This window comes from Rhizobium terricola (assembly GCF_012927355.1).
In the GTDB taxonomy this organism is placed as follows: Bacteria; Pseudomonadota; Alphaproteobacteria; order Rhizobiales; family Rhizobiaceae; genus Allorhizobium; species Allorhizobium terricola.
Genome location: NZ_JABBGK010000001.1, coordinates 1611751 through 1634301, shown reverse-complemented (window position 1 = coordinate 1634301; position 22551 = coordinate 1611751). Strand labels below are relative to the sequence as shown.

The window sequence follows — 22551 nt, the reverse complement described above, 5'->3', positions numbered from 1 at the left end:
CAAATGAGTGAAGCCCTAAACGAGCTTGCATCCTACCTCTCCGAGGTGCGCGGTGCGCTCATCGCCTCCTCCGAGCTGCGCTACGGCGAGCTGAACGTGACGGTGAAGGCGGAGAACCTGATCGCGCTCCTGACCTTCCTGCGCGACGACGTGCAGTGCGGGTTCGTCAACCTGATCGACATCTGCGGCGTCGACTATCCGAAGCGGGCCGACCGTTTCGACGTGGTCTATCACCTGCAGTCGCCGCGCCAGAATCTCCGCATCCGCATCAAGGTCGCGACCGCCGAGGACAAGCCGGTTCCGTCCGCCTGTCCCGTCTTCCCGGGCGCCGACTGGTTCGAGCGCGAGACCTGGGACATGTACGGCATCCTGTTCACCGATCACCCGGATCTGCGCCGCATCCTCACCGACTACGGTTTCGAGGGGCATCCGCTGCGCAAGGACTTTCCGACGACCGGTTTCGTCGAGGTTCGTTACGACGACAATGCCAAGCGCGTTGTCTACGAGCCGGTCGAGCTCAAGCAGGAGTTCCGGAATTTCGACTTCCTCTCGCCCTGGGAAGGCACGGACTACGTGCTGCCCGGCGACGAGAAGGCAGCCAAGTAAGGCGGAAGGTTTGTTGCCATGACTGAACATAACGTCCGCAATTTCAACATCAACTTCGGCCCGCAGCATCCGGCGGCGCACGGTGTTCTGCGTCTCGTTCTCGAGCTCGACGGTGAAATCGTCGAGCGCGTCGATCCGCATATCGGCCTCTTGCACCGCGGTACCGAGAAGCTGATCGAGACCAAGACCTACCTGCAGGCGCTTCCTTACTTCGACCGGCTCGACTACGTCGCGCCGATGAACCAGGAGCACGCCTACTCGCTGGCGGTCGAAAAGCTGCTCGGCGTCGAGATCCCGATCCGCGGCCAGCTTATCCGCGTTCTCTATTCGGAAATCGGCCGTATCCTGTCGCACCTCCTGAACGTCACGACGCAGGCCATGGACGTCGGCGCGCTGACCCCGCCGCTCTGGGGCTTCGAGGAGCGCGAAAAGCTGATGGTGTTCTACGAGCGCGCCTGTGGCGCCCGTATGCACTCGGCCTATTTCCGTCCGGGTGGCGTTCACCAGGATCTGCCGCACGAACTCGTCGAGGACATCGGCAAGTGGTGCGATCCCTTCCTGAAGACGCTCGACGACATCGACGACCTTCTGACCGGCAACCGCATCTTCAAGCAGCGCAACGTCGATATCGGCGTCGTCAGTCTGGATGACTGCTGGGCCTGGGGCTTCTCGGGTGTGATGGTTCGCGGTTCGGGCGCTGCCTGGGATCTGCGTCGTTCGCAGCCCTACGAGTGCTACTCCGATCTCGACTTCGACATCATGGTGGGCAAGAACGGCGATTGCTACGACCGCTACCTGATCCGCATGTTCGAAATGCGCCAGTCGGTGAAGATCATGAAGCAGTGCGTCAACCGCCTGCTCGGCGAGGCGAAGGTCGGCCCGATTTCGTCCCTCGACGGCAAGATCGTGCCGCCGAAGCGTGGCGAGATGAAGCGGTCGATGGAAGCGCTCATCCATCACTTCAAGCTCTACACCGAGGGCTATCACGTGCCGGAAGGCGAGGTCTATGCCGCCGTGGAAGCCCCGAAGGGCGAGTTCGGCGTCTATCTCGTGTCGGACGGCACCAACAAGCCCTACCGCTGCAAGATCCGCGCTCCGGGTTATGCCCACCTGCAGGCGATGGACTTTATCTGCCGCGGCCACCAGCTGGCCGACGTTTCGGCGATCCTCGGTTCGCTCGACATCGTGTTCGGTGAGGTTGACCGCTGATGATCCGCACGCTGCTGACGATCGCCGCCATGCTCTTCGCCGCCAACGTGCAGGCGCAGAGCACAGCGCTGTCGTCGAGCGGCAACAGCAGCTCCTCCGTTTCGATGGCGGAGCTCATCCAGCAGGGCTACGAGATCAAGACGGCCGTATCCAACGGCTCCAAGCTGATCGTGTTCATGCAGAAAGACAATTCGGCCTATGCCTGCGAATTCGCCTCGCTGACGAATTCGCGGTGTGGATCCATAAACTGAGACAAGGCGTGAGGAAGAATGTCCGTTCGTCGACTAGCCGAAGATCAATTCCAGCCGGCAGGCTTCTCGTTCAACGAGCAGAACGCCGTTTGGGCTGAGGCAACCATTGCCAAGTATCCTGAGGGTCGCCAGCAGTCGGCGGTCATTCCGCTTCTCATGCGGGCACAGGAACAGGACGGCTGGGTGACGCGAGCGGCGATCGAATTCGTCGCCGAAAAGCTCTCCATGCCGTATATCCGCGTGCTGGAAGTGGCGACCTTCTACACCCAGTTCCAGCTGAAGCCGGTCGGCACGCGCGCCCATGTGCAGGTTTGCGGCACCACCCCTTGCATGCTGCGCGGCGCCGAGGACCTGATCAAGGTCTGCAAGTCGAAGATCCATGCCGAGCCCTTCGAGCTCAACGCCGACGGCACGCTGTCGTGGGAAGAAGTCGAGTGTCAGGGCGCCTGCGTCAACGCACCGATGGTCATGATCTTCAAGGATAGCTACGAAGACCTGACGCCGACGCAGCTTGAACACATCATCGACCGTTTCGAAGCCGGTCGCGGCAGCGACATCACGCCCGGCCCGCAGGTTGACCGCGTCTATTCGGCGCCCGCCGGTGGACTGACCTCGTTGACCGAAGCTGACGCAAAGCCGGCCGCGAAGGCCAAGGCCGTACCTGCAGAAGCCGTATCCGTGCCGCCGGCCAATGCCGCCAAGCCGGTGACCGCCGCCGAAGAGACCAATGCTGCGCTCAAGACCCCGGCCGACGGCAAGTCCGCGACCCCGGGTGGCGAGGCGGTCAAGCCGGCTCGCAAGAGCGCCAAGCCTGCAAGCGACGAAATGAAGGCCGTGGTTTCCGAAACGGCCGCCGCAGATGCCGCCGGCAAGGCGCCGAAGGCCGCAGCCGCCGCCCAGCCGTCGCTCGACGACAAGAATCGTCCGGCAGCCGTCGAGAAGCCGGCAACGCCGGACGACCTCAAGATGATCTCCGGCGTTGGCCCGAAGATCGAGGGCATCCTGAACGGTCTCGGCATCTACACTTTCGCCCAGGTCGCCGGCTGGAAGAAGGCCGAACGCGAATGGGTGGACGGCTACCTGAAATTCGCCGGCCGCATCGAGCGCGACGACTGGGTCAAGCAGGCCAAGGCCCTCGCCAAGGGCGGCGAGGCCGAATACATCAAGGTCTTCGGCAAGAAGCCGCGGTAAGAGGTTAGGATATGTTGAAGGATCAGGATCGCATCTTTACCAATATCTACGGCCTCAAGGACAAGTCCCTGAAGGGCGCGATGGCTCGCGGCCACTGGGACGGCACCAAGCAGTTGCTTGAAAAGGGCCGTGACTGGATCATCAACGAGGTCAAGGCCTCGGGCCTGCGCGGCCGTGGCGGCGCCGGCTTCCCGACCGGCCTCAAGTGGTCCTTCATGCCGAAGGAGAGCGACGGCCGGCCGCATTACCTCGTGGTCAATGCCGACGAGTCCGAGCCCGGCACCTGCAAGGACCGTGACATCATGCGTCACGATCCGCACACGCTGATCGAAGGCTGCGTGATCGCCTCCTTCGCCATGGCTGCCCATCATGCGTTCATCTACGTGCGTGGCGAATTCATGCGCGAGCGTGAGGCGCTGCAGGCGGCGATCGACGAATGCTATGAGTACGGCCTGCTCGGCAAGAACAACAAGCTCGGCTACGACATCGACATCGTCGTGCATCACGGCGCCGGCGCCTATATCTGCGGCGAAGAGACAGCACTTCTCGAAAGCCTGGAAGGCAAGAAGGGCCAGCCGCGCCTGAAGCCTCCGTTCCCGGCCAACATGGGTCTCTACGGCTGCCCGACCACGGTCAACAACGTGGAATCGATCGCCGTCACCCCGACCATCCTGCGCCGTGGCGCCGGCTGGTATTCGAGCTTCGGTCGCCCGAACAATGCCGGCACCAAGCTCTATTCGATCTCCGGTCACGTCAACAAGCCGTGCACCGTCGAGGAATCGATGTCGATCCCGTTCCACGAACTGATCGAAAAGCACTGCGGCGGCATCCGCGGCGGCTGGGACAACCTGCTCGCCGTCATTCCGGGCGGCTCCTCGGTGCCTTGCGTTCCGGGTGCCCAGATGAAGGACGCCATCATGGACTATGACGGCCTGCGCGAGTTGGGCTCCGGCCTTGGCACCGCCGCCGTCATCGTCATGGACAAGTCGACCGACATCGTGAAGGCGATCTGGCGTCTCTCGGCCTTCTACAAGCATGAGAGCTGCGGCCAGTGCACGCCGTGCCGCGAAGGCACGGGCTGGATGATGCGGGTGATGGAGCGCATGGTGAAGGGCAATGCCCAGAAGCGCGAGATCGACATGCTGTTCCAGGTCACCAAGCAGGTCGAAGGCCACACCATCTGTGCGCTCGGCGACGCGGCTGCGTGGCCGATCCAGGGCCTGATCAAGCATTTCCGTCCGGAAATGGAAGCCCGTATCGACCAGTACACGCGCAATGCCATGGCGCATGGCGTGGTGCTGGAAGCGGCCGAGTAAGGAGCGGACCGGCATGGCCAGGGCGTCGGACAAGACGGGGGGAGGGCAGCCGGCAGAGCCGGTTGATCTGTCTCATGTCGCCGACGTTTTGAAGGACATGCCCAACGTGCCGCTGCATCCGCTGATGGCCCATCCGGCCGCGGCATTTGCGGCGGCAACGGCGATCGGCTTCGGAATGGCGACGCACATGACGAGCGTCATCCTCGGTTCCCTGCAAGGGGCGATCGAGGCGAGCGGAAAGCTGGCGCGCCGGCTCGAGGAAGAGCAGGCTGCCGTAGCCGGAAACGGTGCGACGGGCGAGTCGGCGGAGCCCGCCGCGGCAGTGCCGGTGACGGCTGAAAAGCCGCGCAAGGCGGCGGCACCGCGGAAGGTGGCGCCAAAGGCTGTGAAGGCAGCGCCGGTGGTGGCGAAGCCAGCGGCTGAAAAGACGAAGAAGGCCTCAGCGAAAGCTGATGTGCCTGCAAAGTCGGCGCCGGCGCCGGCGAAGGAAGCCAAGGCGGCAAAGCCGGCGCGGGCGACAAGCAAGGTGGACGATCTGAAGAAGATCGAAGGCATCGGCCCGAAGCTCGAACAGGTGCTGAACGGCAGGGGCATTCGGCGCTTCGCCGATCTGGCCGCTCTCGATGCCACGGCGCTTGCCGCGCTCGACGAGGCTATCGGGCTTGGCGGTCGGGCGATCCGGGATGACTGGGCCGGTCAGGCGCGGGCACTGGCGAGCGCAAGGAAATAGACGCCGCACGTCCCTTCGGATGATGCGGCCGATGGAAATGACGAATGTCCAGCTTCGCGGGGCGCGGGGTACGGACGAGGGAATAATCGGTGGGGACGTGCCAATCGCAGGATTGGGCGGTTCCGCCTGCCGGGGCGAAATCTCCGGTGCAATGCGCAGTATGCGTGAGGCAGGAAGGCGAATATGGCAAAGCTGAAAGTCGACGGTAAAGAGATCGAAGTCCCGGATCATTTCACGCTGTTGCAGGCGTGCGAGGAAGCCGGCGCCGAAGTCCCGCGCTTTTGTTTCCATGAACGGCTGTCGGTCGCCGGCAATTGCCGTATGTGCCTCGTCGAGGTGAAGGGCGGACCGCCGAAGCCGGCTGCATCCTGCGCCATGGGCGTTCGCGACATTCGCGGCGGACCGAACGGCGAACTGCCGGAAGTCTTCACCAACACGCCGATGGTCAAGAAGGCCCGCGAAGGCGTGATGGAATTCCTGCTGATCAACCATCCGCTGGATTGCCCGATCTGCGACCAGGGTGGCGAATGCGACCTGCAGGACCAGGCCATGGCCTTTGGTATCGATAGCTCGCGCTACACCGAGAACAAGCGCGCCGTCGAGGACAAGTATATCGGCCCGCTGGTCAAGACGGTGATGAACCGCTGCATTCACTGCACGCGCTGCGTCCGCTTCACCACTGAAGTCGCCGGCATCGCCGAACTCGGCCTGATCGGCCGCGGCGAGGATGCCGAGATCACCACCTATCTCGAGCAGGCCATGACCTCCGAGCTTCAGGGCAACGTCGTCGACCTCTGCCCGGTCGGCGCGCTGACCTCGAAGCCCTTCGCCTTCACGGCCCGTCCTTGGGAACTGAACAAGACCGAATCGATCGACGTCATGGACGCCCTCGGTTCGGCGATCCGCGTCGATACCCGCGGCCGCGAAGTCATGCGCGTGATGCCGCGCGTCAACGAGCAGATCAACGAAGAGTGGATCTCCGACAAGAGCCGCTTCATCTGGGATGGCCTGAAGACCCAGCGTCTCGATCGTCCTTACGTCCGTCGCGACGGCCGCCTGCAGCCCGCGACCTGGGCCGAGGCCTTCGGCGCGATCAAGACAGCCGTGTCGGCGACCTCTGGTGCCAAGATCGGCGCGATTGCCGGCGACCTTGCATCCGTCGAGGAAATGTACGCGCTGAAGTCGCTGCTGGCCTCGCTCGGCTCGGCCAACCTCGACTGTCGCCAGGATGGGGCGGCACTTGATCCGTCGTTCGGTCGCGCAAGCTACCTTTTCAACGCCACCATCGAAGGCATCGAAGCCGCCGATGCGATCCTCATCGTCGGCGCCAACCCGCGCTACGAAGCCGCTGTTCTCAACGCCCGCATCCGCAAGCGTTGGCGCCGTGGCGGCCTGCCGATTGGCGTGATCGGTGAGGGCGGCGAACTTCGCTATCCTTATGAATATCTCGGTGCCGGCACCGAAACGCTGGCCGAACTGGTTTCCGGCAAGAACGGCTTCGTCGAGAAGCTGAATGCCGCCAAGAACCCGCTGATCATCATCGGTCAGGGCGCCCTGATCGGCGCTGATGGTGCAGCCGTGCTGGCGAACGCCGCCAAGCTCGCCAATGCCGTCGGTGCAATTTCCGAAGAGTGGAACGGCTTCTCCGTCCTGCACACCGCCGCGTCGCGCGTCGGTGGCCTCGATCTCGGCTTCGTCCCGGGCGAGGGCGGTGTCGCAGCAGCCGAAATGCTGACCGCCATGGACGTTCTCTTCCTCCTCGGCGCAGACGAACTCGACTTCGCCGGCAAGTCCGCGAAGTTCACCGTCTACATCGGCAGCCATGGCGACAACGGTGCACACCATGCCGACGTCATCCTGCCGGCTGCGACCTACACCGAGAAGTCGGGCACCTGGGTCAACACCGAAGGCCGCGTCCAGATGGGCAACCGTGCAGGCTTTGCACCGGGCGATGCCCGCGAAGACTGGGCGATCATCCGCGCACTCTCCGACGTACTCGGCAAGAAGCTGCCCTTTGATTCGCTGGGCGCTTTGCGGGCCAAGCTCTACGCCGATCATCCGCATTTCGCGGCGATCGACGAAATCGCTCCGGGCACGGGTGCCGAAATTGCGGCAGTTGCGAAAAAAGCCGGGAAGATGGGCAAATCCGCATTTGCGTCGCCGGTCAAAGACTTCTATTTGACGAACCCGATCGCACGCGCTTCGGCCGTCATGGCCGAGTGCTCGGCATTGGCCCGCAACAATTTCAAGGCTGCGGCAGAGTAAGGGCAGGGGATCATGGATAGTTTCGTTTCCACTTATGTTTGGCCGGCGGCCATCATGATCGGCCAGTCGCTTCTGCTGCTGGTCGCCCTGCTGCTGTTCATCGCCTACATCCTTCTGGCCGACCGCAAGATCTGGGCGGCCGTCCAGATGCGCCGCGGTCCGAACGTCGTCGGTCCCTGGGGTCTGTTCCAGTCCTTCGCCGACCTTCTGAAGTTCGTGTTCAAGGAGCCGGTCATCCCGGCCGGCGCCAACAAGGGCGTCTTCCTGCTTGCTCCGCTCGTCGCCGTGACGCTGGCGCTCGCCACCTGGGCCGTCGTGCCGCTCGCCGACGGCTGGGTGATCGCCAACATCAACGTCGGCATTCTCTACGTCTTCGCGATCTCCTCGCTCGAAGTCTACGGCATCATCATGGGCGGCTGGGCTTCGAACTCGAAGTATCCCTTCCTCGGTGCGCTCCGTTCGGCGGCGCAGATGGTGTCCTACGAAGTCTCGATCGGTTTCGTCATCGTCACCGTTCTGCTCTGCGTCGGCTCGCTGAACCTCACCGACATCGTCTATGCGCAGAAGGACGGCATCGGCACGATGCTCGGCATGCCGAGCTCGTTCCTCGACTGGCACTGGCTGGCGCTCTTCCCGATGTTCGTGATCTTCTTCATCTCGGCACTCGCGGAAACCAACCGTCCGCCCTTCGACCTGCCGGAAGCGGAATCCGAACTGGTCGCCGGCTTCATGGTCGAATACGGCTCCACCCCGTACATGATGTTCATGCTCGGCGAATACGCCGCCATCGTCCTGATGTGCTCGCTGACCACCATCCTGTTCCTTGGTGGCTGGCTGCCGCCGGTCGACATCGCGATCTTCAACTGGGTCCCGGGTATCATCTGGTTCGTGCTCAAGGCATCGCTGGTGTTCTTCATGTTCGCCATGGTGAAGGCCTTCGTGCCGCGCTACCGCTACGACCAGCTGATGCGCCTCGGCTGGAAGGTCTTCCTTCCGCTGTCGCTCGCCATGGTCGTCATCGTTGCATTCGTGCTGAAGTTCATGGGATGGGCGTGATCATGGCCACCCGTTTCCTCGGCAAATTTGGAGGTTGAGATGGCTGGTCTTTCCCAGGCTGTCAGTTCCCTGTTCCTGAAAGAGTTCGTCGGCGCCTTCTTCCTGTCGATGCGCTACTTCTTCGCTCCCAAGGCGACGATCAACTATCCGTTCGAAAAAGGCCCGGTCAGCCCGCGCTTCCGTGGCGAGCATGCGCTTCGCCGCTATCCGAACGGCGAAGAGCGTTGCATCGCCTGCAAGCTGTGCGAGGCGATCTGTCCTGCCCAGGCGATCACCATCGAGGCCGGCCCGCGCCGCAACGACGGTACCCGCCGCACGGTTCGCTACGACATCGACATGGTGAAGTGCATCTATTGCGGCTTCTGCCAGGAAGCCTGCCCGGTCGATGCCATCGTGGAAGGTCCGAACTTCGAGTTCGCCACCGAGACCCGCGAAGAGCTCTATTTCGACAAGGCCCGGCTGCTCGACAACGGCGACCGCTGGGAACGTGAAATCGCGCGCAACATCGCGCTGGATGCACCGTACCGCTGATAAGCGGCGTGACGAGGCCATGGCGAAGGGCAGGACGCTTCTCCGCCGCGGCAGAATTTTAAACGGGGCGTATCGACCGGTGGGGATGCCGGTCGTTCGTCATCGGACAAAGGGCAGGGGCCCTTGTCCGGGGGAAGATGAAAAGGCACCAACATGGGTCTTCAGGCTCTCTTTTTCTATCTCTTCGCCTTTGTCGCGGTAGCGTCGGCGTTCATGGTCATTTCCGCACGGAACCCGGTCCATTCGGTCCTGTTCCTGATCCTCACCTTCGTGAACGCTTCGGGTCTGTTCCTGCTGGTCGGCGCGGAGTTCCTGGCGATGATCCTGCTGGTGGTCTATGTCGGCGCGGTCGCGGTTCTCTTCCTCTTCGTCGTGATGATGCTCGACATCGACTTCGCCGAGCTGCGCTCGGGCGCGTTGAAGTATGCCCCGATCGGCTCGCTGATCGGCATCGTCGTCGCAGCCGAGCTGATGATCGTCATCGGCGGCAGCGCGCTTTCGCCGGAAGCTGCGAACGCGATCACCATGCCGATCCCGGCGCTGACCGAACGCACCAACACGGCGGCCCTCGGTGACGTGCTCTATACGAACTATGTCTATTTCTTCCAGATCGCCGGCCTGGTGCTTCTGGTGGCCATGATCGGCGCCATCGTGCTGACGCTCCGCCACCGCGAGAACATCAAGCGGCAGGATATTTCTACACAGGTCGCCCGCAATCCCGAGACCGCCGTCAAGGTGGTCAAGGTCAAGCCGGGCCAGGGCATCTGAGGCAGCTGAGAGGTCAAGGAACAAGAATATGGAAATCGGTCTTTCCCACTACCTGACGGTCAGCGCGCTTCTCTTCACGCTCGGCGTCTTCGGTATCTTCCTGAACCGCAAGAACGTCATCATCATCCTGATGTCGGTCGAGCTCATCCTGCTCGCCGTCAATGTCAACATGGTGGCCTTCTCGCACTTTCTCGGCGACATGGTCGGCCAGGTCTTCGCCCTTTTCATCCTGACCGTGGCGGCTGCCGAAGCGGCGATCGGTCTGGCAATTCTCGTCGTCTTCTATCGTAATCGCGGCTCGATCGCCGTCGAAGACATCAATGTGATGAAGGGCTGATACGGTTATGCTGCTCTACAAGGCTATCGTCTTTCTTCCCCTGATCGGTTCGATCATCGCAGGCCTGTTCGGCCGCCAGATCGGCGCCAAGGCTTCCGAATACGTCACCACCGGTCTGATGGTCATCGTGGCGGTCCTGTCCTGGATCGTCTTCTTCAACGTGGCGCTCGCCCACGGCGAAGGCCATGAAGTCATCAAGGTCTCCGTGCTGCGCTGGATCCAGTCCGGCGGCATCGACGTCGAATGGTCGCTGCGCATCGATACACTGACCGCCGTCATGCTGGTCGTCGTCAACACGGTTTCGACGCTCGTCCATGTCTACTCGATCGGCTACATGCACCACGATCCGCATCGGCCGCGCTTCTTCTCCTATCTGTCGCTGTTCACCTTCGCCATGCTGATGCTGGTGACGTCCGACAATCTGCTGCAGATGTTCTTCGGCTGGGAAGGCGTGGGCCTCGCGTCCTATCTGCTGATCGGTTTCTGGTTCAAGAAGCCCTCGGCGAGCGCTGCTGCCATGAAGGCCTTCATCGTCAACCGCGTCGGCGACTTCGGCTTCATTCTCGGCATCTCGGGCGTCTTCGTTCTGTTCGGCTCGATCAACTTCGAGACCATCTTCGCCGCGGCACAGACCTATCTGCCGCACGAGGGTGCCGAAAGCACCGAAGCGGTCATCAACCTCTTCGGCATGAATCTCGACAAGGCCCATGCGATCACGGCCGTCTGCCTGCTGCTCTTCATGGGCGCCATGGGTAAGTCGGCCCAGTTCCTGCTGCACACCTGGCTGCCGGACGCCATGGAAGGCCCGACCCCGGTGTCTGCGCTCATTCATGCCGCAACCATGGTCACCGCCGGCGTCTTCCTCGTCGCCCGCATGTCGCCGCTGTTCGAGCTGTCGCCGGACGCGCTGACCGTCGTCACGCTGATCGGCGCGATCACCGCCTTCTTCGCCGCGACCGTCGGTCTCGTGCAGAACGACATCAAGCGCGTCATCGCCTATTCGACCTGCTCGCAGCTCGGCTACATGTTCGTGGCGCTGGGGGTAGGGGCCTATGGCGGCGCCGTCTTCCACCTGTTCACGCACGCCTTCTTCAAGGCGCTCCTGTTCCTTTGCGCCGGTTCGGTCATCCACGCCGTCGATGGCGAGCAGGACATGCGTTACATGGGCGGCCTTCGTCCGCACATCAAGGTGACCTTCTGGATGATGATCCTCGGTACGCTCGCCATCACGGGCGTCGGCATCCCGGGAACGATGCTCGGCTTTGCCGGCTTCTTCTCCAAGGACGTGATCATCGAGTCCGCCTATGCCTCGCATTCGGCAGTCTCCGGCTTCGCCTTCACGCTCCTGGTCATCGCCGCGCTGTTCACCAGCTTCTACTCGTGGCGCCTGATCTTCATGACCTTCTTCGGCAAGCCCCGCGCTTCCGCGGACGTCATGCACCATGTGCATGAATCGCCGATGGTCATGCTGTTCCCGCTCATCCTCCTCGCGGTCGGTGCGGTCTTTGCCGGCGTCGTCTTCGAAGGCTACTTCTTTGGCCACGAATATGCCGAGTTCTGGAAGGGCGCGCTCTTCACCGCCGAGCACAACGAGATCCTCGAAGAGTTCCACCACGTCCCGCTGTGGGTGAAGTGGAGCCCGTTCGTGGCGATGGTCGCCGGTCTGCTCACCGCTTGGTACATGTACATCAAGTCGCCCTCGACGCCGAAGGTCCTCGCCGAGCAGCACCGCGTTCTCTACCAGTTCCTGCTCAACAAGTGGTACTTCGACGAGCTCTACGACTTCCTGTTCGTGCGCTCCGCCAAGGCCCTTGGCCGCTTCTTCTGGAAGAAGGGTGACATCGGTGTCATCGACGCCTACGGCCCGAACGGCGTCGCCGCCGGCGTCGCTGGTCTGACCCAGAAGGTCGTCCGCCTGCAGTCGGGTTACCTCTACCACTATGCCTTTGCGATGCTGATCGGTGTCGCAGCCCTCGTTACCTGGATGATGCTCGGGAGTTCCTTCTGATGACCGATTGGCCCATTCTTTCAACGGTCACCTTCCTGCCGCTGGTCGGCGTGCTGCTGCTGCTCCTGACGCGGCAGGACACGGAACTTGGCCGCCGCAACATCCGCAGCGTGGCGCTGCTGACGACGGTATTCACCTTCGTCGTCTCGCTGTTCGTCTGGATCGGCTTCGACAATTCGAATGCCGGTTTCCAGATGGTCGAGAAGCATGAATGGCTCGGCACCGGGATTGCCTATCACCTCGGCGTCGACGGCATCTCCATGCTGTTCGTCATCCTGACCACGCTTCTGATGCCCTTCTGCATTCTCGCCAGCTGGGTCTCGGTCGAGAAGCGTCTGAAGGAATACATGATCGCGTTCCTGATCCTGGAAACGCTGATGATCGGCGTCTTCGTGTCGCTCGACATCGTTCTCTTCTACGTCTTCTTCGAAGCCGGCCTCATCCCGATGTTCATCATCATCGGTGTCTGGGGCGGCAAGGATCGCGTCTACGCTTCCTACAAGTTCTTCCTCTACACGCTGCTCGGCTCGGTCCTGATGCTGCTCGCCATCATGGCGATGTACTGGAACGCCGGCACGACCGACATCACCCAGCTGCTCGGCCACAAGTTCCCGGCCGAAATGCAGACCTGGCTGTGGCTCGCCTTCTTCGCCTCCTTCGCCGTGAAGATGCCGATGTGGCCCGTGCACACCTGGCTGCCGGACGCGCACGTGCAGGCACCGACCGCCGGCTCGATGATCCTTGCCGGCATCCTGCTGAAGCTCGGCGGCTACGGTCTTCTGCGCTTCTCGGTGCCGATGTTCCCGCTCGCCTCCGACTACTTCGCGCCGCTGGTCTTCACGCTCTCCGTCATCGCGATCGTCTACACCTCGCTGGTGGCGATGATGCAGGAGGACATGAAGAAGGTCATCGCCTACTCGTCGGTTGCCCACATGGGTTATGTGACCATGGGTACGTTTGCCGCCAATACGCAGGGCGTGCAGGGTGCGATCTTCCAGATGATCAGCCACGGCTTCGTTTCCGCCGCGCTCTTCTTCTGCGTCGGCGTCATCTATGACCGCCTCCACACCCGCGAGATCGCGGCCTATGGCGGCCTGGCCAACAACATGCCGAAATATGCGGTTGCCTTTATGGTCTTCACCATGGCGAACGTCGGCCTTCCGGGCACCTCCGGCTTCATCGGCGAATTCCTGACCCTGATCGGCGTCTTCCGTGCCAACACCTGGGTTGCACTCTTCGCCGCCACCGGTGTGATCTTCTCGGCCGGCTACTCGCTCTGGCTCTATCGCCGGGTGGTCTTCGGTGCACTCGAGAAGGAAAGCGTGAAAGCGATGCTCGATCTGTCGGGCCGCGAAAAGCTCATCCTTTACCCGCTGATTGCGCTGACCATCTTCTTCGGCGTCTATCCGGCTCCGATCTTCGACGCGACGGCCGCATCGGTCGACCTTCTCGTCAACAACTACGACGCAGCACTGCAGGCAGCGCAATCCGTTGCGCTCACCGCGAACTGACGACAGGATCCCTTGGACATGACCGCTGAAACTCTCCTCGCAAGTCTGCATCTGGTCACGCCGGAACTGATCCTCGCGGTCGGCGCTCTGGCGTTGCTGATGATCGGCGTCTTCGCTGGCGAACGCTCGGCGAGCACCGTGATGGGCCTGGCAGTCGCATTGCTGATCATCTCGGGTGGCTGGCTCCTGGCCTTCCCGGCGGAAGGTACCGCCTTCGGTGGTGCCTATCTCTCCGATGGCTTTGCCCGTTTCATGAAGATCCTGGCGCTGGTCGGTTCGATCACCGCCATGATCATGGCCGTCGGCCATGCCCGCCGCGACCAGCTCGACAAGTTCGAGTTTCCGGTCCTGCTGGTTCTCGCCACCCTCGGCATCATGCTGATGATCTCGGCCAACAACCTGATCTCGCTCTACCTGTCGCTGGAACTGCAGTCGCTCGCCCTCTACGTGGTCGCCGCGATCAACCGCGACAGCCTGCGTTCGACGGAAGCGGGCCTCAAGTACTTCGTGCTTGGCGCTCTCTCGTCGGGCATGCTGCTTTACGGCATGTCGCTGGTCTACGGTTTCACCGGCAATATCGGCTTCCAGGAAATCGCCGCCGTGCTGACCGCCGGCAAGCCGGGCCTGGGCCTGATCTTCGGTCTGGTCTTCATCCTCGCGGGCCTGGCCTTCAAGATCTCCGCCGTTCCGTTCCACATGTGGACGCCGGACGTCTATGAAGGTGCGCCGACCCCGGTCACCGCCTTCCTGGCTGCCGCTCCGAAGATCGGCGCCATGGCGATCCTCGTCCGCATCGTCGTCGACGCCTTCATGCCGGTCTTCGCCGAATGGCAGCAGATCATCGTGTTCATCTCGATCGCCTCGATGCTGCTCGGTTCCTTTGCCGCGATCGGCCAGCGCAACATCAAGCGACTGATGGCCTATTCGTCGATCGGTCACATGGGCTACGCGCTCGTCGGCCTCGCCGCCGGCACGGAAACCGGCGTCAGCGGCGTCATCACCTATATGCTGATCTACCTGATCATGACGCTCGGCACCTTCGCCTGCATCATGGCGATGAAGCAGAAGGAAGGCGGCAATGTCGAGAATATCGACGATCTCGCCGGCCTCTCCACCACGAAGCCATTCATGGCGCTCGTTCTGACCGCGCTGATGTTCTCGCTGGCCGGCATTCCGCCGCTCGCAGGCTTCTTCGGAAAGTACTTCGTCTTCGTCGCCGCCATCGAGGCCAAGCTCTACGCGCTTGCCATCATCGGTGTGCTCGCATCGGTCGTCGGCGCCTTCTACTACCTGCGTGTCGTGAAGGTCATGTGGTTCGACGACGCCAAGGGTGAGTTCTCGCGGATTGCCGGCGAGCTTCGTCTCGTCTTCGGCCTCTCCGGGCTGTTCGTCATCGGCTACGTACTCGTCGGCGGCCCGCTCGGCGCTGCCGCCGAGGCCGCTGCCAAGACGCTCTTTAATTGAGCCTCCGCGACGGACATCGCCGCTTGTCGTTCGACGACTTCCGGCACGAAGCCCTCGGCGCCGTGGCGTCGACCAACTCGGAATGCCTCGCCCGCGCTCGCGCGGGCGATCGCGGTTTTCTCTGGATCACCGCGGACAGCCAGACCGGCGGCCGCGGCCGCCGTGGCCGCAGCTGGGCCTCCGAGCCTGGCAATCTCTATGCCTCGCTTCTGTTGATCGATCCTGCGCCGATGGAGCGCTTGCCTTCGCTGCCGCTCGCGGTCGCGCTGGCGGTCCATTCGGCCGTTCGTGCCGTCCTGCCACTCGATGCCCCGCCGCTCGAGGTCAAGTGGCCGAACGACATCCTGATCGGGCGCCGGAAGACCTGCGGCATTCTGCTGGAGGGCGAACGCCTGCCGGACGGTCGACAGGCCCTGGTGATCGGCATCGGCATCAACATCAAGGTGAAGCCCGACGAGACGGCCTATCCGGTTACCAGCCTCGCGGACCATGGTGCCGCCGTATCGCCGCAGGAACTCTTCAGCCACCTCTTCGCCGCGATGGCCGACATTCTGGCGATCTGGGACCAGGGCAGGGGTGTCACGAAGGTTGCGGAGCTCTGGCGCCGGGTCGCCTGTGGCATCGGCGAAAAAATCACGGTGAACCTGCCGGACCGGTCGATTTCCGGTTACTTTTCCGGAATCGATGATAAAGGCATGCTGATACTCGACCGTGGCGAAGACGGCCGCATGGCGATCGCGGCAGGCGACGTCTTCTTCGGGTGAACTGGATCAGGGACAGAATGGCAAACAACGAAGAACTGGTGTTCGTGCCGCTGGGCGGCGTCGGCGAAATCGGTATGAACCTCGCGCTCTACGGCTATGGTGCGCCGTCGAACCGCGAATGGATCATGGTCGATTGCGGCGTGACCTTTCCGGGGCCGGAACTGCCGGGCGTCGATCTCGTGCTTGCCGATATCAGCTTCATCGCCGCGCGCAAGAACAAGCTCAAGGCGATCATCATCACCCATGCGCACGAAGACCACTATGGCGGCCTGAACGACACCTGGCCGGGCCTCAACGTGCCCGTCTACGCATCCGGCTTCACGGCGGGCATGCTGGAGGCCAAGCGCGACTACGAAGGCTCGCGCGCGGAGATCCCGATCACGCCGTTCAAAGCCGGCGATCGCATCAATGTCGGCCCGTTCTCCATCGAGGCCGTTGGAGTCAACCATTCGATCCCCGAGCCGATGTCGCTCGTCATCCGCACACCGCTCGGCAACGTCATCCACACCGGCGACTGGAAGATCGACCACGATCCCTCGCTGGGACCGTTGACCGACGAGGCCCGGTTCCGTGCGATCGGTGAGGAGGGTGTTCTCGCCGTTCTCTGCGACAGCACGAACGCGATGCGTGATGGCGTGTCTCCCTCCGAGGAGCAAGTTTCTGAAGGGCTGCGCAAGATCATCGAGGCGGCCGAGGGCCGCGTTGCGATCACGACCTTTTCGTCGAATGTCGGGCGTATCCGCTCGATCGCGCAGGCAGCCGAGGCGGCCGGCCGCGAGGTCCTGCTGCTCGGCAGTTCGCTGAAGCGCGTCGTCGCTGTTGCCGACGATCTCGGGCTGATGGAAGGCCTGAAGCCCTTCATCGCCGAGGACGAATTCGGCTTCATTCCGCGCGACAAGGTCGTCGTGATCCTGACCGGCAGCCAGGGTGAACCGCGCGCGGCGCTGGCGAAAATCGCCCGCGACGAGATGCGCAATGTCGCGCTGACTGCCGGCGACACCGTGGTGTTCTCCTCGCGAACCATCCCGGGCAACGAGAAGGCGATCCTCGACATCAAGAACGGTCTCGTCGAGCAGGGCATCCACATCGTCACCGACAGTGAGGCGCTTGTGCACGTCTCCGGTCATCCGCGGCGCAATGAACTGCTGCAGATGTACGAGTGGACCAAGCCGAAGGTTCTGGTGCCTGTCCACGGAGAGGCCGCGCATCTGATCGCCCAGGGGGAACTCGCATTGCAGGCCGGCATCGAGACCGTGCCGCGCGTGCGCAACGGCGACATGCTGCGTCTGGCACCCGGTCCGGCCGAGGTAATCGATCAGGTTCCGCATGGCCGCGTCTACAAGGACGGAAAGCTGGTCGGGGATCTCGACGAGATGGGCATTTCGAACCGCCGGAAGCTGTCTTATGTCGGCCATGTCGCGGTCAATGTCCTGCTCGACAGCCGCTACGAATTTGCTGGCGATCCCGAGCTCGTGCCGTTCGGCTTGCCTGAGTTCGACGACGAGGGCGAAAGCATGGAGGACACGCTCTATGACGCCGTCCTGGGGGCAGTGGAGAGTATTCCGCGTGCGCGCCGCAAAGATCTGGAGATGCTGCGCGAAAGCATCCGGCGCGCCGTTCGCGGCACCGCAAATGATGCCTGGGGCAAGAAGCCCGTGGTCACCGTCTTCGTGACCAAAGTCTGAGTGACGGGGGCGCGGAAGCTGGTATAGCTTCGGCGCCGTTTCGTCATCGAGGAGTAAGTTCATGCTTGGACGCGTCAATCACGTCGCCATCGCCGTTCCGGATCTGGCGGCCGCAACCGCCTCTTACCGCGACACACTCGGCGCCAGCGTGTCGGCTACACAGGCCCTGCCGGAACACGGCGTGACCGTGGTCTTCGTTGAACTGCCGAACACCAAGATCGAACTGCTTGAACCGCTCGGCGCCGATTCTCCGATCGCCGCATTCCTGGCCAAGAACCCCGGCGGCGGCATGCACCATATCTGCTACGAGGTTGAGGATATCCTTGCCGCGCGCGACCAGCTGGCAAGCGGCGGCGCGCGGGTGCTCGGCGGCGGTGAGCCGAAGATCGGCGCCCATGGAAAGCCGGTGCTCTTCCTTCACCCCAAGGATTTCTACGGCACCCTCATCGAGCTCGAGCAAGTCTGAGGTCTGACGCCGAATTGCACTCCGGCCGTTCCCGACCTATAAGTCGGCCGTTCCCGGTGCCAGGTGGCGCCGGTCAGCCAGCGAGGCCCGCACGCGATGCCCATTCTGTCCGCCTTTGCCATCTATTTCGTCATCTGGTGGATCACGCTTTTCGCCGTCCTGCCGATTGGCATGAAGACGCAGGCTGAAGCAAATGAAGTGGTGCCGGGCAGTGTCGAAAGTGCGCCGGCCCGTTTCCGGGGCGGCCGGGTCGTTCTGGTGACGACACTGGTCTCCGGACTGATTTTTTCCGGCTGGTATGTCGCATCCACGTACTTTGGCATCGGGCTCGACAGCCTGCCCAACGTGGTCCCCAAATTCGACTGATTCCCGACAGCGGGAGAGAGTGAGAGGCGCGGGCTCATACCCCGCGCCTTTGTGATTCAGAATGTGAGGGAAGTGACCTAAGACTCAGATCTTCAACGAGGATCGCGGAGTACTTCCTGCCGGCACAGCGGCTGGCTGCGACAAGGCAAAAAAAAACAAGGTCCGAAGACCTTGTTTCAATTATCGCGTGATCCTTCACCATTTAAGGGGCTGCGAACTAGCGCGCCTAAGATCTGATCCTCCCAAGACTTGACCGCGAAAATGGCAAGAAATTGAACTCCTTGCCTCTTTTATGGGCTCACGCTAGCCCAATCTGTGCGCTTTGTCACCCCATATTTTGCATATTTGCTACAGTCACCAGAAAAAATCCAAAAATACCCAAATGTCGCACTTGTGATGACGCAAACCTGCATTTTGCCTTGCTGAAAGTTGCGTCGGGCGGAAGGAAGTGGGCTTGTGGGCTGTCTCGAAGGCTCTCTGCGGGCGGGTTTTCTTCGGGTTGGGAAACCGCTATGTACGCTTCGAGAAACACCCGTGTCATGGCTGATTCCGCCTTCTGCGGAATCCTAAACTGTCTGGAACCTGTTATGCGTCTTTCGCGCTATTTCATGCCGATCCTCAAGGAAAACCCGAAGGAAGCGGAAATCGTCTCCCACCGCCTGATGCTGCGGACGGGCATGATCCGTCAGCAGAGCCAGGGGATCTATTCCTGGCTCCCGCTCGGCAAGCGCGTTCTCGACAAGGTCAACAAGATCATTCGTGAGGAACAGAACCGCTCCGGCGCGATCGAGCTCCTGATGCCGACGCTGCAGTCGGCCGATCTCTGGCAGGAGAGTGGCCGCTACGACGACTACGGCAAGGAAATGCTGCGCATCAAGGACCGCCAGGACCGCCCGATGCTCTACGGTCCGACCAACGAAGAGATGATCACCGACATCTTCCGTTCCTATGTGAAGTCTTACAAGGATCTGCCGCTCAATCTCTACCACATCCAGCTGAAGTTCCGTGACGAGATCCGTCCGCGCTTCGGCACCATGCGCTCGCGCGAGTTCCTCATGAAGGATGCCTATTCCTTCGACCTGACCCGCGAGGATGCCATCCACTCCTACAACAAGATGTTCGTCGCCTATCTGCGCACCTTCGACCGGCTCGGCCTGCGCGCCATCCCGATGCGTGCGGATACCGGCCCGATCGGCGGCAATCACAGCCACGAGTTCATCATCCTCGCCGACACCGGCGAGTCGGAAGTCTTCTGCCACAAGAGCTTCGTCGATTTCGACATTCCTTCCGTCGACACGGATTTCGATGACGTCGCCGGCCTGCAGTCGATCTTCGACAAGTGGACCTCGGTTTATGCCGCAACCTCGGAAATGCATGACGAGGCGGCCTTCGGCACGATCGCCGAAGGCGACCGCCTGTCCGCTCGCGGCATCGAGGTTGGTCACATCTTTTACTTCGGAACGAAGTATTCCGAGCCGATGGGCGCCAAGGTCCAGGGTCCGGACGGCAAGGAACATGTTGTCCACATGGGGTCCTACGGCATTGGCCCGACGCGCCTTGTTCCCGCCATCATCGAAGCCTCGCATGACGAGAACGGAATCATCTGGCCGGCTTCTGTCGCGCCCTTCGACGCCGTCGTGATCAACATGAAGGCTGGCGACGCGGCTTGCGACGCGGCCTGCGAGAAGATCTACGCGGCGCTCACGAAGGCCGGCAAGGATACGCTCTACGACGACACGGACGACCGTGCCGGCACGAAGTTCGCGACCGCCGACCTGATCGGCGTTCCGGCCCAGGTGATTGCCGGTCCCCGGTCGGTCGCCAACGGGGAAATCGAATTGAAGGACCGCAAGACCGGTGCCCGCGAGACGATGACCATCGAGGCTGCCATCAACAAGCTGGTCGGGTAACTTCCCGAGCGAGGAGACGTAATGACGAGTGCAGCCTCCGCCAACGAGACGGCCGGGGCCGGAAACGGCAGCGCCGCCCGGCCTTTCTCCGCCTTCGAGCGCATGGTCGCCTGGCGCTATCTGCGCGCCCGGCGCAAGGAGGCCTTCATCTCGGTGATCGCCGGCTTTTCCTTCGTCGGCATCATGCTCGGTGTGGCGACGCTCATCATCGTGATGGCGGTGATGAACGGTTTCCGCACCGAGCTCATCAGCCGCATCCTCGGCATCAACGGCCACATGATCGTCCAGCCGGTCGACGGCCCGCTGGAGAACTATGCCGAGCTCGCCACCAAGTTCGCAGCCGTTCCCGGCGTGACCATGGCCCTGCCGCTGGTCGAGGGACAGACCTTGGCCTCAGGTCGCGCCGGCGCCGGCACGGGTGCTCTGGTGCGCGGCATTCGTCCCGAGGACGTGACCAAGCTCAAGACCGTCTCCACCAATATCCGTGCGGGCGATCTCGTCGGCTTCGCCGCGGGGCAGGGCGTGCTGGTCGGTTCGCGCATGGCGGCGGATCTCGGCATCACCGCCGGCGACACGATTACGCTGGTGTCCCCGGAGGGCGACGTGACGCCGCTCGGTGTCAATCCGCGCGTCAAGGCCTATCCGGTTTCCGGCATCTTCGAGATCGGCATGTCGGAATATGATTCCTCGATCATCTACATGCCGCTCGAGGAAGCCCAGCTCTATTTCAATGCCGAGGGCATCGTGCAGTCGATCGAGCTGTTTGTCTCCAACCCGGATGACGTCGACGCGCTGCGCCCGCAGATCGAACAGGCTGCCGGCCGGCAGATCTTCATCACCGACTGGCGCCAGCGCAACCAGACCTTCTTCTCGGCGCTTCAGGTCGAGCGCAACGTGATGTTCATGATCCTGACGCTGATCGTCCTCGTCGCGGCGCTCAACATCATTTCCGGCCTGATCATGCTGGTGAAGGACAAGTCGAGCGACATCGCGATCCTGCGCACCATGGGCGCGAGCGCCAATGCCATCATGCGCATCTTCTTCATGACCGGGGCGGCGATCGGCACGGCTGGAACGCTTGCGGGCGTGGCGCTCGGCGTCCTCGTCTGTCTCAACATCGAGTCGATCCGCCAGTTCTTCAGCTGGGTTTCCGGAACCGTTCTTTTCGATCCCGAGCTCTACTTCCTCAGCCAGCTGCCCGCCGACATGAACGTGGGCGAGACGGTATCCGTCGTCGTCATGGCTCTCAGCCTCTCCTTCCTGGCGACGATTTTCCCGGCTTGGCGCGCCTCGCGCCTCGACCCGGTCCAGGCCCTGCGCTACGAATAAGGATACCGGTTTGATGGCCTCCGACACTGTACTTTCACTCACGGGTATCGACCGCCACTATGGCCAGGGCGAGACCCTGCTCAGCATCCTCAAGGGCGCCGATTTCAGCCTGAGAAGCGGCGAGACGGTCGCGCTCGTGGCCCCCTCGGGCACCGGCAAGTCGACCCTTTTGCACGTCGCCGGCCTGCTCGAACATCCCGATGCGGGCGAGGTGACCATCGGCGGCGTCGCCTGCCAGGGGCTCTCCGACGAAAAGCGCACCGCGATCCGCCGCCACTCGATCGGCTTCGTCTACCAGTTTCACCACCTGTTGCCGGAGTTCTCGGCGCTGGAAAACATCATGATGCCGCAGCTGATCGCCGGCCTGTCGCGCGCCGAGGCCCGCGAACGCGCGGCCCAGCTGCTCGACTACATGCGCATCGGCCACCGCGGCGACCATCGTCCGGCCGAGCTCTCCGGTGGCGAGCAGCAGCGCGTCGCGATCGCCCGCGCCGTTGCCAATGCGCCGCTCGTCCTGCTCGCCGATGAGCCGACCGGCAACCTCGACCCCGAGACGGCATCCTACGTCTTCTCCGCGCTCGAAGCCCTGGTGCGCCAGTCGGGTCTCGCCGCGATGATCGCCACCCACAATCACGAGCTTGCGCGGCGCATGGATCGTTGTGTGACGCTGGTCGACGGCCGCGTCGTCGACTACACCGCCTGATCGCATCGTTAGGCTATCGGAGCCACCGGCTTCGCTGGATCGCTACACATCAACGGCCGCACCTTGCCGGATTCATGCTCCGGCG

The 22551-nt window shown here is 62.6% G+C and carries 21 protein-coding genes; all 21 read left to right on the top strand.

Translation table 11 applies throughout. The features are described from left to right. The first annotated feature begins 3 nt into the window (after positions 1-3). The 21 genes from HHL25_RS07830 to HHL25_RS07730 all read left to right on the top strand — a co-directional run bounded on the left by HHL25_RS07830 (position 4) and on the right by HHL25_RS07730 (position 22466). The gene (locus tag HHL25_RS07830) at positions 4-606 is read left to right on the top strand and encodes an NADH-quinone oxidoreductase subunit C (protein WP_169588822.1); all 603 of its coding nucleotides are present in this window, start codon (positions 4-6) and stop codon (positions 604-606) included. Positions 607-624: 18 nt separating this feature from the next. Then, positions 625-1815, top strand: coding sequence for an NADH-quinone oxidoreductase subunit D (locus tag HHL25_RS07825; protein ID WP_169588820.1), 1191 nt, complete (start codon positions 625-627; stop codon positions 1813-1815). Next, complete coding sequence (locus tag HHL25_RS07820) at positions 1815-2066, top strand: hypothetical protein (protein WP_205927734.1); 252 nt, start codon at positions 1815-1817, stop codon at positions 2064-2066. The genes HHL25_RS07825 and HHL25_RS07820 overlap by 1 nt, the downstream gene beginning before the upstream one ends. Before the next feature lie 18 nt (positions 2067-2084). Beyond that, positions 2085-3257 (top strand): NADH-quinone oxidoreductase subunit E, encoded by a 1173-nt coding sequence (locus HHL25_RS07815; RefSeq protein ID WP_169588818.1) that lies wholly within the window; start codon positions 2085-2087, stop codon positions 3255-3257. An 11-nt stretch (positions 3258-3268) separates the two neighbouring features. After that, positions 3269-4573 (top strand): NADH-quinone oxidoreductase subunit NuoF, encoded by a 1305-nt coding sequence (gene nuoF, locus HHL25_RS07810; RefSeq protein ID WP_169588816.1) that lies wholly within the window; start codon positions 3269-3271, stop codon positions 4571-4573. A gap of 13 nt (positions 4574-4586) precedes the next feature. Next, positions 4587-5303 carry a helix-hairpin-helix domain-containing protein gene (locus tag HHL25_RS07805; protein ID WP_246701705.1) on the top strand — a complete coding sequence of 239 codons (717 nt, stop codon included), beginning with the start codon at positions 4587-4589 and terminating at the stop codon, positions 5301-5303. Between the two features lie 183 nt (positions 5304-5486). Then, positions 5487-7568: an NADH-quinone oxidoreductase subunit NuoG gene (gene nuoG / locus HHL25_RS07800; RefSeq protein ID WP_169588813.1), complete on the top strand. Its 2082-nt coding sequence runs from the start codon at positions 5487-5489 to the stop codon at positions 7566-7568. Positions 7569-7580: 12 nt separating this feature from the next. Further along, on the top strand, positions 7581-8624 hold the full coding sequence (nuoH, locus tag HHL25_RS07795; protein WP_169588811.1) for an NADH-quinone oxidoreductase subunit NuoH: 1044 nt from the start codon (positions 7581-7583) through the stop codon (positions 8622-8624). 39 nt (positions 8625-8663) lie between these two features. Continuing rightward, the gene (gene nuoI, locus HHL25_RS07790) at positions 8664-9155 is read left to right on the top strand and encodes an NADH-quinone oxidoreductase subunit NuoI (RefSeq protein WP_169588809.1); all 492 of its coding nucleotides are present in this window, start codon (positions 8664-8666) and stop codon (positions 9153-9155) included. Positions 9156-9308: 153 nt separating this feature from the next. Further along, positions 9309-9923 (top strand): NADH-quinone oxidoreductase subunit J, encoded by a 615-nt coding sequence (locus HHL25_RS07785; protein WP_169588807.1) that lies wholly within the window; start codon positions 9309-9311, stop codon positions 9921-9923. 28 nt (positions 9924-9951) lie between these two features. Next, positions 9952-10260, top strand: coding sequence for an NADH-quinone oxidoreductase subunit NuoK (gene nuoK, locus HHL25_RS07780; protein ID WP_169588805.1), 309 nt, complete (start codon positions 9952-9954; stop codon positions 10258-10260). A gap of 7 nt (positions 10261-10267) precedes the next feature. Further along, positions 10268-12268, top strand: a complete 2001-nt coding sequence (gene nuoL, locus HHL25_RS07775) for an NADH-quinone oxidoreductase subunit L (RefSeq protein WP_169588803.1) — start codon at positions 10268-10270, stop codon at positions 12266-12268. Continuing rightward, positions 12268-13779 carry an NADH-quinone oxidoreductase subunit M gene (locus HHL25_RS07770; protein ID WP_169588801.1) on the top strand — a complete coding sequence of 504 codons (1512 nt, stop codon included), beginning with the start codon at positions 12268-12270 and terminating at the stop codon, positions 13777-13779. Before nuoL ends, HHL25_RS07770 begins: the two co-directional genes overlap by 1 nt. Positions 13780-13797: 18 nt before the next feature. After that, entirely contained in the window at positions 13798-15243 is a 1446-nt protein-coding gene (nuoN, locus tag HHL25_RS07765; protein ID WP_169588799.1) for an NADH-quinone oxidoreductase subunit NuoN, read from the top strand. Then, the gene (locus tag HHL25_RS07760) at positions 15240-16007 is read left to right on the top strand and encodes a biotin--[acetyl-CoA-carboxylase] ligase (protein ID WP_246701704.1); all 768 of its coding nucleotides are present in this window, start codon (positions 15240-15242) and stop codon (positions 16005-16007) included. The genes nuoN and HHL25_RS07760 overlap by 4 nt, the downstream gene beginning before the upstream one ends. 17 nt (positions 16008-16024) lie before the next feature. Next, a complete protein-coding gene (locus tag HHL25_RS07755) occupies positions 16025-17692 on the top strand; it encodes a ribonuclease J (RefSeq protein WP_169588795.1) in 1668 nt (555 codons plus the stop codon). 61 nt (positions 17693-17753) lie between these two features. Then, positions 17754-18158, top strand: a complete 405-nt coding sequence (mce, locus tag HHL25_RS07750; protein ID WP_169588793.1) for a methylmalonyl-CoA epimerase — start codon at positions 17754-17756, stop codon at positions 18156-18158. A 96-nt stretch (positions 18159-18254) separates the two neighbouring features. Beyond that, on the top strand, positions 18255-18524 hold the full coding sequence (locus tag HHL25_RS07745) for a DUF1467 family protein (RefSeq protein WP_169588791.1): 270 nt from the start codon (positions 18255-18257) through the stop codon (positions 18522-18524). Between the two features lie 587 nt (positions 18525-19111). Further along, positions 19112-20434, top strand: coding sequence for a proline--tRNA ligase (proS, locus tag HHL25_RS07740; RefSeq protein WP_169588789.1), 1323 nt, complete (start codon positions 19112-19114; stop codon positions 20432-20434). A 21-nt stretch (positions 20435-20455) separates the two neighbouring features. After that, the gene (locus HHL25_RS07735) at positions 20456-21763 is read left to right on the top strand and encodes a lipoprotein-releasing ABC transporter permease subunit (RefSeq protein ID WP_169588787.1); all 1308 of its coding nucleotides are present in this window, start codon (positions 20456-20458) and stop codon (positions 21761-21763) included. Positions 21764-21776: 13 nt separating this feature from the next. After that, a complete protein-coding gene (locus HHL25_RS07730) occupies positions 21777-22466 on the top strand; it encodes an ABC transporter ATP-binding protein (RefSeq protein ID WP_169588785.1) in 690 nt (229 codons plus the stop codon). Positions 22467-22551: the final 85 nt, after the last annotated feature.

Coding starts and splice junctions, on each gene's coding strand:
- HHL25_RS07830 (WP_169588822.1), top strand. CDS start 4: ATGAGTGAAGCCCTAAACGAGCTTGCATCCTACCTCTCCGAGGTGCGC.
- HHL25_RS07825 (WP_169588820.1), top strand. CDS start 625: ATGACTGAACATAACGTCCGCAATTTCAACATCAACTTCGGCCCGCAG.
- HHL25_RS07820 (WP_205927734.1), top strand. CDS start 1,815: ATGATCCGCACGCTGCTGACGATCGCCGCCATGCTCTTCGCCGCCAAC.
- HHL25_RS07815 (WP_169588818.1), top strand. CDS start 2,085: ATGTCCGTTCGTCGACTAGCCGAAGATCAATTCCAGCCGGCAGGCTTC.
- nuoF (WP_169588816.1), top strand. CDS start 3,269: ATGTTGAAGGATCAGGATCGCATCTTTACCAATATCTACGGCCTCAAG.
- HHL25_RS07805 (WP_246701705.1), top strand. CDS start 4,587: ATGGCCAGGGCGTCGGACAAGACGGGGGGAGGGCAGCCGGCAGAGCCG.
- nuoG (WP_169588813.1), top strand. CDS start 5,487: ATGGCAAAGCTGAAAGTCGACGGTAAAGAGATCGAAGTCCCGGATCAT.
- nuoH (WP_169588811.1), top strand. CDS start 7,581: ATGGATAGTTTCGTTTCCACTTATGTTTGGCCGGCGGCCATCATGATC.
- nuoI (WP_169588809.1), top strand. CDS start 8,664: ATGGCTGGTCTTTCCCAGGCTGTCAGTTCCCTGTTCCTGAAAGAGTTC.
- HHL25_RS07785 (WP_169588807.1), top strand. CDS start 9,309: ATGGGTCTTCAGGCTCTCTTTTTCTATCTCTTCGCCTTTGTCGCGGTA.
- nuoK (WP_169588805.1), top strand. CDS start 9,952: ATGGAAATCGGTCTTTCCCACTACCTGACGGTCAGCGCGCTTCTCTTC.
- nuoL (WP_169588803.1), top strand. CDS start 10,268: ATGCTGCTCTACAAGGCTATCGTCTTTCTTCCCCTGATCGGTTCGATC.
- HHL25_RS07770 (WP_169588801.1), top strand. CDS start 12,268: ATGACCGATTGGCCCATTCTTTCAACGGTCACCTTCCTGCCGCTGGTC.
- nuoN (WP_169588799.1), top strand. CDS start 13,798: ATGACCGCTGAAACTCTCCTCGCAAGTCTGCATCTGGTCACGCCGGAA.
- HHL25_RS07755 (WP_169588795.1), top strand. CDS start 16,025: ATGGCAAACAACGAAGAACTGGTGTTCGTGCCGCTGGGCGGCGTCGGC.
- mce (WP_169588793.1), top strand. CDS start 17,754: ATGCTTGGACGCGTCAATCACGTCGCCATCGCCGTTCCGGATCTGGCG.
- HHL25_RS07745 (WP_169588791.1), top strand. CDS start 18,255: ATGCCCATTCTGTCCGCCTTTGCCATCTATTTCGTCATCTGGTGGATC.
- proS (WP_169588789.1), top strand. CDS start 19,112: ATGCGTCTTTCGCGCTATTTCATGCCGATCCTCAAGGAAAACCCGAAG.
- HHL25_RS07735 (WP_169588787.1), top strand. CDS start 20,456: ATGACGAGTGCAGCCTCCGCCAACGAGACGGCCGGGGCCGGAAACGGC.
- HHL25_RS07730 (WP_169588785.1), top strand. CDS start 21,777: ATGGCCTCCGACACTGTACTTTCACTCACGGGTATCGACCGCCACTAT.